5 protein-coding genes and 1 pseudogene are annotated in these 13283 nt (G+C 55.4%); 5 read left to right on the forward strand and 1 reads right to left on the reverse strand.

Going from position 1 to position 13283, the window contains the following annotated elements; all coding sequences use genetic code 11:
- Positions 1 to 15: 15 nt before the first annotated feature.
- From bglX to ABC395_RS01720, 5 genes are all read left to right on the forward strand, one after another.
- Complete coding sequence (gene bglX / locus ABC395_RS01700; RefSeq protein ID WP_413000313.1) at positions 16 to 2175, forward strand: beta-glucosidase BglX; 2160 nt, start codon at positions 16 to 18, stop codon at positions 2173 to 2175.
- 21 nt (positions 2176 to 2196) lie between these two features.
- A complete protein-coding gene (locus tag ABC395_RS01705; RefSeq protein ID WP_413006668.1) occupies positions 2197 to 5775 on the forward strand; it encodes a GH36-type glycosyl hydrolase domain-containing protein in 3579 nt (1192 codons plus the stop codon).
- Between the two features lie 159 nt (positions 5776 to 5934).
- Positions 5935 to 6900 (forward strand): LacI family DNA-binding transcriptional regulator, encoded by a 966-nt coding sequence (locus ABC395_RS01710; protein ID WP_413000314.1) that lies wholly within the window; start codon positions 5935 to 5937, stop codon positions 6898 to 6900.
- A gap of 158 nt (positions 6901 to 7058) precedes the next feature.
- A complete protein-coding gene (locus ABC395_RS01715; RefSeq protein ID WP_413000315.1) occupies positions 7059 to 8675 on the forward strand; it encodes a copper amine oxidase N-terminal domain-containing protein in 1617 nt (538 codons plus the stop codon).
- 179 nt (positions 8676 to 8854) lie between these two features.
- Positions 8855 to 9433 carry a TetR/AcrR family transcriptional regulator gene (locus ABC395_RS01720; protein WP_413000316.1) on the forward strand — a complete coding sequence of 193 codons (579 nt, stop codon included), beginning with the start codon at positions 8855 to 8857 and terminating at the stop codon, positions 9431 to 9433.
- Between the two features lie 374 nt (positions 9434 to 9807).
- Here the strand turns inward: ABC395_RS01720 and ABC395_RS01725 are convergent.
- Positions 9808 to 13082 (reverse strand): annotated as a pseudogene (locus ABC395_RS01725) (S8 family serine peptidase).
- Positions 13083 to 13283: the final 201 nt, after the last annotated feature.

Genomic DNA, 13283 nt, shown 5'->3' on the forward strand with positions numbered 1-13283 from the left:
CGAGGAGGCGGCGGTATGACGGAAGAACAGCTGCTGGCTAGGATGAAGGAAATGACGCTGGAGGAAAAAATCGCTCAGCTGCTGCAGCTGGCGGGTCCTTTTTTTGAAGGGGCGGACGGGCAGATTACCGGCCCCATGGCTTCCATGGGCATCACCGGCGAGATGACGGCTCACGCGGGCTCCGTCCTGGGAGTATCCGGCGCCGGGCAGGTCAAGGCGGTCCAGGAAGCTAACCTGCGCGGCAGACCAAAAGCGATTCCGCTGCTGTTTATGGCGGACGTCGTGCACGGATACCGGACGATCTTCCCGGTACCGCTGGCCATCGGCTGCTCCTGGGATATGGAGCTGGCCGAGAAAAGCGCGGAAATCGCCGCAAGAGAAGCCGCCGTATCCGGCGTGCACGTGACTTTCGCCCCGATGGCGGACCTGGTGCGCGATCCCCGCTGGGGACGCGTAATGGAATCTACGGGGGAAGATCCGTACCTGAACGGCGAATACGCGCGGGCTTTCGTGCGCGGATTCCAGGGCGCGGACCTGACCGGCGATAAGGAGCGGGTGGCGGCCTGCGTCAAGCATTTCGCCGCCTACGGGGCGGGGGAAGGCGGCCGTGATTACAACACCGTGGATATGTCTGAGCGCCAGCTCCGGGAGCAGTATCTGCCCGCTTACAAGGCCGCTCTGGAGGAAGGCTGCGAGATGGTCATGACGTCCTTCAATACCGTGGACGGTATTCCGGCCAGCGGCAACAAACGCCTCATGCGCGATCTGCTGCGCGGGGAATGGAACTTCGACGGCGTTCTGATCTCCGACTGGGGAGCCGTCAAGGAACTGATTCCGCACGGAACCGCCGCGGATGAAGCCGAAGCCGCCCGCCGGGCGATCGAGGCGGGCGTCGATATCGAGATGATGACCGCGTGCTACGTGCATCATCTCCCGGCGCTAGTCGCTTCGGGGGAAGTCGACGAAGCGCTCATCGACGAAGGCGTACTCCGCATTCTGCGGCTCAAACAGAAGCTCGGCTTGTTTGACGATCCTTACCGCGGCGCGGATGAAGAGCGCGAGCGGGAAGTGGTGCTCTGCGCGGAACACCGCAGAGCGGCAAAAGAGCTGGCGCAGAAATCGTGCGTTCTGCTCAAGAACGAAGGCGTTCTGCCGCTGAAGCCGGACCGCAGCATCGCCCTGATCGGCCCGTTCGCCGAGAGCGGCGACATCCTCGGGCCGTGGTCGTGGCTCGGCTCGCAGGACGAAGCGGTGCCGCTGGCCGCCGGCCTGGCGGCGCACACCGATCCGTCCCGGATCGCCGTTGCGGAAGGCTGCGGCATCGACAGCGGCACGCCGGAGCAGACCGCGGCCGCGCTGGAAGCGGCACGGGGCGCCGATGTCATCGTGCTGGCGCTGGGCGAGCACTCCGGCATGAGCGGCGAGGCTTGCAGCCGCGGCGACATCCGGCTGCCGGAAGCGCAGCTGAGGCTTGTCGCCGAGCTGCGCACGCTCGGCAAGCCGATGGCGGCCGTGCTGTTCAACGGCCGGCCGCTCGACCTGCACGGCCTGATCGATCAGACGGACGCCGTGCTGGAGGCCTGGTTCCCGGGCACCGAAGGGGGCGCGGCGATCGCCGATCTGCTCTTCGGCCGGGCGAACCCGTCCGGAAGGCTGTCCATGAGCTTCCCTTACAGCGTGGGACAGGTGCCGGTCTATTACAATCACTTTAATACGGGAAGGCCCAAAGATGCGCAGGACGCCCAGGAACATTACGTTTCCAAATATCTGGATATTCCCAACGAGCCTTTGCTTCCTTTCGGGTTCGGTTTAAGCTACACGACCTTCGTCTACGACACTCCGACACTTGACTCGGCAAGCATGACGGCGGAGAAGCCGCTGACGGTACGTGTCAACGTGACCAATACGGGAGAAACCACGGGAGAAGAAGTCGTCCAGCTGTATATACGTGACCTGTCGGGTGAGGTTGTCCGTCCGGTCAAAGAGTTGAAGGCATACCGGAAAGTATTGCTGAAGCCGGGCGAAAAAGCCGAGGTCCGGTTCGACTTGACCGAAGAACAGCTCCGTTACCATCATTCCGACCTGAGTTTTGCAAGCGATCCGGGAGAGTTTGCCGTCTTCGTCGGCCCGAACAGCCGTGATACCGCAGAGCTCCGGTTCCGACTAACGAAGTAAAGAAAGCGAGTGAACATCACCATGACCCAGTTGAAGGATCGGTCGTACCAACTGAAATCGGGCAGCCTGCAATTCTCTTTCCTGAACAGCGGAGATATCAGAGAAGTTGTTTCCGGTTCGACCCTGATCAACCAGTGGATCGGAAACCCGCTGGACGGCTCCATGAACAACCTGTATCTGCGTTTGCACCGTGAAGAGGGCATTGAGGCGTTTCCTCTGCTTGGCATCCGTTCCGGCAGCCTTATGAGACGGAAAAACTCCGGCTTCGTTTGGAACGGAGAGGTTGAAGGCATAGCCTACGAAGTCACGTTTACGCTGACTCCGCAAAATATCTGGTTTTGGGACGTACTGATTACGGGAGGCGCCGGAGACACTCCGGTTGATATTCTGTACGGCCAGGATCTCGGTCTCGCCGATAGAGGGGCGGTACGGAGCAACGAAGCGTACATGTCCCAATATATCGATCACAGCGTTTACGGGGACGAAAAGCGCGGGTATGTCGTCTGTTCGAGACAGAATCAGCCGCAGGGCGGAGCTTTTCCGTATGTGCAGCAGGGATCGCTGACCGGAGCGGAAGGATACTCCACGGACGGCTTCCAATTTTACGGGCTTTCCTATAAAGAAACGGACCGGCCGGAAGCTTTGACTCGTCCTCATCTGGCAAATGAGATTTATCAGTACGAGTTTGCCTACACGGCACTGCAATCCGGCCGGGTCATTCCGGGAGCGGAACCGGTTCGGTTCGTTTTTTACGGACTGTTCAAAGAAAACCATCCCGAAGCCGTTACTGCCCTAGAGTTCACTGAGGAAGTTTCCGCCGCTTGGGAGCAGGCCGAAGCTTTGAACACGGCTGTGGGCGGCGGTGGCAGCGGCACTGGCACCGGTACCGCGAGCGGCACCGTCACCAGCTCCGACAGCGACACCAACAGCAACACCAACAGCGATACCAACAGCAATAGCGACAACAACACCAACACCAACAGCAACAGCAACACCAACACCAACACCAACACCAACACCAACACCAATAGCGACACCAGCTCCGTCACCGTCGCCGCAAGCGGCTCTACGGCTCTTGAGCCGGTGCGTTTGGCGAGCGATATCGGAGCGCCGCTTACCGGACTCACGATGACCGCGGATGAGGTAGACGGATATTTTCCCGACCGTCATCTGGAAGAATCGCTGGAGGGGGAGCTGCTTTCCTTTTTTACGATGACAAACGAACACGTCGTGCTGAAAGCGAAGGAGCTCCGCGTGGAGCGTCCGCACGGCCATATTCTGATGAGCGGGGATAATGCCCGGCTCCGGGAAGCCGTTTTGACGTCGACCGCTTACATGTACGGGGTGTTCAATTCCCAGCTAACCGTGGGCAATACGTCGTTTAACAAAATGTTGACGAACGCCCGTAATGCACTCAACGTCTCCAAAACTTCGGGGCAGCGCATATATATCGAAACCGGCGGGAAGTACCGTCTGCTGACGATGCCGTCCCTGTTCGAAATCGGGTTCAACTACACCCGCTGGTACTATAAACTGGCCGATGACACGGTCATTGTAACCGGCTTTACGGCGGCGGATGCGCCGGAGATTCGTCTCCAGCTCCGTTCGGCGGGGGGCAAAGCTTACCGGTACCTGGTGACTCATCAGGTTTCGATGAACAACAACGAGTACGAAGCGCCGTTTCATCTGTCGGTACAAGAAGACGGCCGGACGCTTACGTTCACGGCGGATGCGGTCTCGGACAGTGCCCAGGTATGGCCGGATCTCACCTACCGCATGCAGGTCACGGGAGCTCCCGTCCGGTTGACGGACGAAACGCGTCTTGCGCCGAACGCGGAGCGGGGTTCCGCTTCCCTGGCCGTGCTGGAGCTGGGGGAAAGCTCTGCCTGGAGCATGACCGTCCAAGGTCTTTTGCGCGGGGAGGAGCAGGCGTTTGCGGACCGGGAAGCGGATTCGGAAGCGGAGCTTTACCGTGCCTTCCTCGGAAAAGTCATGAACGGCTTCCACTTGTACCGGGCCGGCGGCGGGAACGACCCGGAGCTGGCGAAAACGAACGTGCTTGCCTGGTGGTACACGCACAACATGCTCGTTCATTATTCGGTTCCGCACGGTCTGGAACAGTACGGCGGAGCGGCATGGGGGACGCGGGACGTATGCCAGGGACCGACCGAATATTTCCTGGCGACGGGAAAATACGGCGAAGTCCGGGACATTATCCGGACCGTGTTTTCCCATCAGTTCGAAGACGACGGCAGCTGGCCGCAGTGGTTCATGTTTGACCGGTATTCCTGCATCCAGCAGGAAGAAAGCCACGGAGACGTCATCGTCTGGCCTCTGAAGGTGCTCGCGGATTATTTAAGCGCCACCGGGGATATCTCCATCCTGGACGAGCAGCTTCCGTATACGCGGCGCCACGGGGGAGATTTCACGGAAGAGACCGCTTCTCTGCTGGAGCATGCCGTCAAGGAAATCGGCTACATCCGCAGCCATTTCCTGCACGACACCCATCTGTCCTCCTACGGGGACGGAGACTGGGACGACACCCTTCAGCCGGCTAACGCCCAGCTGAAGCAGTTTATGGTCAGCTCCTGGACCGTATCGCTGACCTACCAGGTCTTCCGCCGGCTGTCCGGCGTGCTGGCGGACAGCCACGGCGCCTTGGCGGCGGAGCTGCGCGGCATGGCGGACGGCATCCAGGCCGATTACATGCGCTATATGCTGCCGTCCGAAGAGTCCGTGATCCCCGGCTTCTTGTACTTGGAGGAGCCCGGCAATGCCGAGAAGATGCTCCATCCGGAGGATACGAAGACAGGGATCACCTACCGGCTGCTGCCGATGACGCGCAGCATGATCAGCGAGCTGCTGACGCCGGAGCAGGCGGAAGCCCATTACCGCCTCATTAAGGCGGAAATGTACTGCCCGGACGGCGTCCGCCTTATGAACCGGCCCGCGAATTACGCGGGTGGCGTCAGCACGAACTTCAAGCGTGCCGAGCAGGCCGCGAACTTCGGCCGTGAAGTCGGCCTCCAGTATGTGCACGCCCATATCCGCTACGTTGAAGCGATGGCGAAGCTGGGTAAGACCGGCGAAGTGTGGCGCGGGCTCCAGATGATCAACCCCGTCCGTCTTCAGGATGTGGTACCGAATGCGGAACTCCGCCAGAGCAACGCATACTTCAGCAGTTCCGACGGGAAGTTCAGCACGCGCTACGAGGCGCAGGAGCGCTTTAACGAGCTGCGCAGCGGCAGCGTGCCGGTCAAAGGCGGCTGGAGAATATACTCCAGCGGCCCCGGAATTTACATGAACCAGCTTATTTCGAACGGTCTCGGCATCCGGATGGACGCCGGAAATCTCGTTGTGGACCCTGTGCTGGGCGAGGAGCTGGACGGTCTTTGCTTCCAGTTCCGCATTCTGGAGCGGCCGGTGACCTTCGTGTACCACCTGAGCGGCCGTGAAGTTTCCCGCGTCACGATAAACGGACACGAAGCGTCCGCCGAGAGACTGCACAACCGCTACCGGACCGGGGGACTCCGCCTGAGCGGCGGGCAGCTGGAAAGCCTTACGGCGGAAGGGCCGAACGTGATCGAGATTTACAGCTGAACGGAGGCGAAAGGCGATCTTCACGGATCGCCCTTTTGCATCTCTTTTACGAGTTCATTTAATGGTATAGTAAATAAATAGAAGCGTGAGTACGGAGTGTGAGAAGGTTATACGAAACCAGAGAATACAGCGAATGCAACAAGGTTAGGAGCGAGAATAGTGGTAAGCATTAAAGATATCGCAAAAAAAGCCGGCGTGTCCATTTCAACGGTTTCTTACGCGCTGAACGGCAGTCCCAAAGTAACCGACGAAACGTGCGCCCGGATTTTGGCGATCGCCAAGGAACTGAACTACACTCCCAATGCGGCGGCCCGCTCGCTAAAAAAGCGGGAAAGCAAAATTATCGGCGTTTTTCTGACCGATTTCAGCGGCCCTTTCTACGGCCATCTTTTGCAGGGAATCAAGGCGTACTTAAACCGGCACGGCTACGAGCTTATCGTCTGCAGCGGGTCCCAGTCCCACCGTTTTCTGCCGGAACGGTTGATTGACGGGGCAATTATCCTGGACGCGGCATTTTCCAATGAAGAATTGCTGCAGCATGCGGACAGGGGACATAAAATCGTCGTGCTCGACCGCGAGCTGATTCATCCGAACATCAATCAGGTGCTTCTGGATAACAAAGCGGGGGCCAATCTGGCCGCCGATTACGTTCTGGAAAAAGGTCACCGTAAGCTATATGTGGTGGCGGGACCGCAAGACTCTTATGATTCCGATAAGCGCTTACACGCCGTCCGGCAAACCGTGGGCCGCTATAAGGATGTCGATTGCACCGAGCTGCCGGGAGGCTTCGATAAAGAGTCCGGGGAGAAAGCCGCGAGGCTCATTCTGGAACAATATAAGGAGCCGGCCGCCGTTCTTTGTCTGAATGACGAGATGGCAATCGGCGTTTATAACACCGTGGCGGAATCGGATTACCGCATCGGCGAGCATATCCATATTATCGGATTCGATAATATCGAGCTGTCGGCGTACGTCACCCCGCGGCTGGCTACGATCGATTATTCCAAACACAAGTGGGGCGCTCTGGCGGCGGAGCAGCTGTCGAAGCTGATCGCCGGAGAGACGGTCGAGCATGAGCGGATTTACGTTACGCTGGTGAAGGGCGAATCGGTGGGAGAGGTGTAAGCTCGGCCGTTGCAAATATAAACAAGAAAGGTCCGAAAAGATTCGGGATCTTTCTTGTTTTTTTTGTTATGAAATAAGACTTATAAAGCTCAAATTAGGTAGATACAGGAAGGAACAAAAATATTATACTAATAATAATACAAAACAGGAGGAAATATATGCTAATAAGAAAGTTATTAAAGCTATCCCTATTATTATTTGGAGTAACTATATGTTTTCAATATCAGGGTCATGCGTCGGCGGAGTCTGCGGGAACGAACCGGATTATTACCCTGACGATTGGGAATCCTCAAGCGGATGTTGACGGGCAGAAAATTGCTATGCCTGCAGCGCCTGTATTGATTAAAGATACCAGCATGGTTCCGTTTCGGTTTCTCGGAGAATTGCTGGGAGCCGAAGTGAGTTGGGAAAATTCCACACAGACGGTTACGCTTAAAGGCAACGATCGCACCGTTACGTTGTCGGTCGGTCATCCCGAAGCCGACGTAAACGGAGTTCAGACAGTTCTGGACCAGCCGGCTGCAATCGTAAATGAGACAACTCTGGTGCCTCTGCGTTTTATCGCCGAGAGTTTGAACCGCAACGTTGCTTACGACAATGCTTCGAAGGTGATCACTATCGTACCTAAAGAAGAGACTAAACCGGTTCCCCCAGTCCCTGAAAAAGAAGCTCCAAAGAAAAAACTGGAGCATCCGACCGTCGATAATCTCTCTCTTAAAATAGGGAAATCTTATACAAAGATATGTGTTAAATTTTTAGAGTGCAAAAGTGCCAAAACACGCTTTGTATCCAGCTTTGTGACCGATTCTAACGACGATATTTATATGATTGACTACGATGCGAAACGCCCAATCAAGCACGAGTATGTTATTTCCAAGTATAATCAAAAGACGGGAGATAACAGAAAGTTGGAACAAGTTTTAAATTTAAACGAAAAATTTGATATTGAGTATTTGGATAAAAAAAGTCAGGTTCAAAGTCTGTCCTATAGAGATCTGGCACCCGAGAAAATTTTTTACGATGAGAAGCGCGACAAACTGTATATGTTGGCCAGTGTAGATAAGAAAGATATTAAAATAGTTATTTATGAAGTTCTTCCCGAGGTGAAATTGATTACTTATAATGCCGATGAAACCTTGCTCGACGAAGAAAATGACATAATGACAACGTTGGATGGCGTAAACTTAATCTTCAGTAATACATTTTTTGGAAGTATTTATTCGGTAGAAGCGGGAAAAGAACGATCTCTAAAAGCGGTTATAGCAGCTGAAAAGAAGCCCAAGCTTGTTTCGCTCATTAAGGACAACAAGATTTATTTAATGGATTACGTTAATAAAACCATTCATATGCTGCGGGAAGACGGACGTCTTATCGAGGTTGCCAAAATAAAGATGGAGAAGATCGGTGCAGCCGCCTCCAAAGGCGATTTTTTTTATGCGGCTGATAAAAACGGATTCTATAAAATCGATGTCACCGGTAAAGTCGAGGATTACGTGAAATTAAGCGAGCTTCGCTACAATAGTGGCTTGTATGAGCCTAAAACCAAAACCTACGATCGTCTCGGAACGGGTAACTTTAATTTTGAGGATTTGCCTTATAATCCGTTTGGCCCGTTTGGACCGGGTGGGGAGGTTACTGTGGGAACTTTAGAAATGGAATTTTACGATGATTCTATTCCTGTAGACTTTGCCGTAGACAGTCAAGGCAATATTATTATTCATGACAACGAACACAAATTGCTTAGACGCATCAATGTATTTGGAACGGAACAATAATTTCGAACGGCCTTCCGTTTCATGCGGGGCGATCGGTTCTTTAGGATAGGGGCCGATCGTCTTTTTGTTTGCTGATACATCCGTTTTGATTTTTTCGATGGCTTCATCCCGGCTTTCCAGCAGGGTTTGTCTGTCTAACCGCACGGTGATAAGATAGGGGGAGGAAGGGGAAGAGGGTTATGGCGAGACAACGGGCGTTTACTAAATCGGAGCTGCTGGACGCGACCGAACGCTTATTGATGGAGCGGGGCTATGACGGCTTTCACCTGAAAGCCTTGTCCGAAATGCTGTCGGGCGCAAGAAGCACAATCTACGAATATTACGCCAACAAGGAAGAGATCGTCGCGGCCTGCATGCGCAGAACGATGGAGCAGACGATCGAGGCCTGCGAAGGGATCGAGCATCTTGAGCCTGTAGCGGCCATAAAAAAAGTGCTGCTTATTTTTCTGGAGCTGTCGAATTTCCATACGCTGATGCTGGCGGCCCCCAAAATCGATGAAAGTGCTTCGGACAAAGCGAGGCTGGATCTCGAATTTTTGAATGAAGGCCACGCGGATTTGAAAAAAAAGCTGACTGCGCTGTTCCAAAAAGCCCAGGAAGCGGGCGCGCTGCGGGCGGATATTCCTCTTCCGGTGATTACGGCGGTATTTTTCCATGCGATCGATACGCCGAATTGGTTGAACGTGCCTACCGAGGAATGGGCGGAGATGCTTTTTGGCCTCTGGTGGAACGGCGGAGGAAATCCTTTGAATACATGAAATATAGGCCATGTACAGGAACGATGATGTTCCGGCATGCACCTTTTTTATACGTTGAAACGGACGATGTGTCGATAGACGATCGCAGCGGCTCAAGCCGAACACGCAAATGCCGAACGGCTGATGACACCTGCTTAACCACAAAAAAGCCATCTTTCCGGCTGCCCTAAGGCTGCCGGGAGATGGCTTTTTTTACTGACGCCGCTGACGCCGCTGACGCCGCTGACGCCGCTGACGCCGCTGACGCCGCTGACGCCGCTGACGCCGCTGACGCCGCTGACGCCGCTGACGCCGCTGACGCCGCTGACGCCGCTGACGCCGCTGACGCCGCTGACGCCGCTGACGCCGCTGACGCCGCTGACGCCTGGTCCGCCTTATTCGGCGAGCACGCCTTCATCGGCAGTTTGACGCTGCGGAATGGACGATTTGCTCAGCACGACGGGAACTTTGACCGTAGTCTTGACGGCCGGGTTCTTGGCGGATGAAATGGTGACGGTAAGCTCAACATTGACGACTCCGCTGTTCGGAACGAACTTCAGAACGCCGCTGTTGTCGACATACGCTTTGTTGGAGCTGTTCGTGACCTTGTACACGATTCCGTCCGTTTTAGGGAGCTGCAGAACCGGCTGGTTGATTTTGCGCGTATTGACGATTTTGGCTTTAAAATCGTCCTTGGCTTTGGCTACGCGGTCGCTCTCCAGGTTGGCGATACGCAGGGAGCTGTAAGCCGTGTAGGTGATGCCGTCCACGTTGTTGCCGAACTCATCAATCTTCTGGGCGATTACGGCGAGCTTGTAGGTGCCTGCCGCGAGACTGCTTCACCTTCAGATCGCCGTTCGCATCCAGTTCTCCGTCGACATAAGAACCGTCGATGCCTTCGAATGAGTAAACGCCCGGCTCGATCAGCTTAAGGCGGCCGTTAGCATCGGTCTGTGTGATCTCGTCAATGATGCCGATTTCTTTGTCGTCGAGTCCTACAGCCCAGAGGGAAATCACGTTCACATCTTTAGCCGTCAGACGGAAGGAAAGATCGGTTGTGGTCGGGGAGCCGTCAAGATTATCGGGATAAATGGCATTTTCCGTTTGCTCCAGTTCCTGCAGACCGAATCCGGTTTCCGGCTTATCCTGGCCGACATGAACGGCGAAAGGCAGGTGCAGCGAAGGCTGGCCGCTTCTTTCGAGAAGCACTTCGCCTTCATAAACGCCTTTAACCGCGTTGTTTTTCGGGGTTACGGACAAATAAAATCCTTTGGACGCGCCGGCCGCAACGGTCAGCTTACCGTTTTGCAGGCCGAGCAAGCTGTGCGGTCAGGTTAGCGACATCCGGCGTCTGGACCGGAGCGTTAGGATCCGACGTTACGTTCGGATGCAGCACGACTTTGGCCGAGTATGTCACGCTTTGCTTGGACACGTTTTTCAGACGGAGCTCCTTCTGGGAGTTCGTTCCCGGAGCCAGGAGGCCGAAGCTGACGGACGGATTGTAATTCGTCACGGCTTGCGGCTGCCAGTACTTGTCGAGAATCGTGATCGGCTCCACGGATTGGAGCAGCGCCTGCGTCTTCACGGCAGTACCGACGTTCGCACGGCCCGCGCCCTGCGAGTAGACGTCATACAGCTTGCCGTCCAGGTCGCTGATTGTGTCCGCCGTGTTGGCCAGCGCGGCACGGATATCCAGCGGCGACCAGTCCGGATGCTGCTGTTTCAGCAGCAGCGCAAGTCCGGCTACGTGCGGAGTCGCCATGCTTGTGCCGCTGATGCGGCTGTAGGCCGTATTGTAGTTCGCATCCGGCTTCTGCTTGCCGTAGGCGGGCCAAGTGGACAAGATACTCACACCCGGCGCGCTGATATCCGGCTTGATGCTCAGGTCGCTGTCCACGTTCGGACCGCGCGAGCTGAACGTCGCCATCGTATCGCCAGGGATTTCGCTCTTCGGATAGTTGGCTCCGAAAGCGAGCTTCAGCGTCTGGCCTTGAGCGGCCAGCGCTTTTCTGGCGAGAGCGCGTCCTTCCGCACCTTTCATATCGAAGGTCGGAATGTACTCGAAGCCGTCGCCCAGGTAAGCGGCGGAACCGATAAAGCCGTCACGGCCGATGACCGATTCGGAAAGATCGGCTTTAGTCGGGTCCGTGCGTTCGGTGTTGCCGTTGAAAATAATGGCGGCTTTCGCGCCTCTTTGCTTGGCATTGGCGATTTTATCCACGAAGGCAAGATTGCCGCGGGAAATCAGCACGACTTTGCCGGTGACGTCTTTACCTTCATAATCCTGAGGCTGGCCCAGGTTGACGTACACGACGTCTCTCGGATTCGTGCCCAGGATGGAAGCGAAGTTTTCCAGGCCGGTTTCCCAGGCCATCACGTTGAGATTGTATCCGGCCGCCGCAGGCGTCACCGGCGTAACTGCTGATGCACCTGCGCTGACGGGCGCTGTATAGACCGCTTCCGACACGGTTGCCGTATACTGCGTTTTCGGGCTGGTTACGGCGCCGACGGAAATCGCCAGCTGCGAAGTGGCGGGCGAGCCCAGCGAGTAGTAGTAAGGCCCTTTATCCGCCGCGTTGCCGTTCGCGATAACGGCCGTTACACCGCCGAGCACGGCGTTGTTGATGGCCACGACGTCGGGGGAGTTCGGGTCTTTCTCGGAATCAGAACCGAGAGACAGGTTAATGACGTTCATGCCGTCTTTAACCGCATGCTCGATGCCGTCGATGACTTGAGCCGAGGAACCGGACGATTTTCCCGTTTCGGGATTCCGGCCGAGCACTTTATATACATACAAATCGGCTTCGTAAGCGACGCCTTTTTGAACGATGTCCGAGCTTGGGTTGGATGCTCTTCCTACGATCGTTCCGGATACGTGGGTGCCGTGAGACGTCCCTTCAAATCCGGTGCCGTAGGGGTCTTCCTCCGGAGTAAGCGGAGGCTCTTCGTAAGGATCGTTATCCTTCTCGAAGGAATCGTAACCGCCCTTGTAGGCGTCCTTCAAGTCGGGGTGAAGATAGTCGACTCCGGTATCGATAACGCCGACTTTGAGGCCTTTGCCGGTGAGGCCTTTGGCCCAGGCGACATCCGCGCCGATCTGTTTCAGCGGAGTGATGTCAAAATTGGGGCTGCTGACATCGAGCCCTTTCGGTTCATCTACGGGGATAGGAAAATAGTTGGCGCTGGGGTGAATCGATTTAACGCCGGCCAGCTTTGCCAGCGCGGGAATTTTGTTCGCCGGAACGGTTACTTCCAGTCCGTTCAAAACTGTATTATACTGGTAATTGACCTGGAGGTTAATTCCGCTGCTCTTGGCGGCGCTGACCAGAGTGGTCTGCTCCTGTTTGATAGCGGCTTCGGTAGATTCGGCTGCCAGAGCGGACATGCCCAGTTTGGCGGCATACTTGCCTACGGCGACCGGCTGGTTTTGCAGCTGGACGATGACACGGACGGAATTCGTGGAGGCCGTATTCAGTTTCGGGGAAATATACCCCTTGACCTGGCCCGGGAGCGAGTTTGTACCGGGATTCAGAGAACCATTGAGCTGGGTACGCGGATGGATGCTTTTGCCGGACTGGGCTGCACTTGCATGAGGCAGCGCCGTGCCTGCAACGAATGCAAACGCGAGCGACATCACGGATAATTTTTGGATGAGATGGCGATTTTTCAACTAGTTCCCTCTTTTCATTCATATTTGAACAATAAACGAGCTAGTGAACGATCCGGAACCTCCTCCCTTTATCAAGATTAGGCCTGTACACTATGTAAGACAGTTCTTAAAGGTCTTGTATTCCATAAAAAATGGTTAATTTCAGCTTTTTTACAGAAAATATTTTATTTTGATGGTAAAAGGGCTGGAAAATGCCTTTAA

Source organism: Paenibacillus canaveralius (assembly GCF_047238265.1).
Taxonomy (GTDB): Bacteria; Bacillota; Bacilli; order Paenibacillales; family NBRC-103111; genus Paenibacillus_F.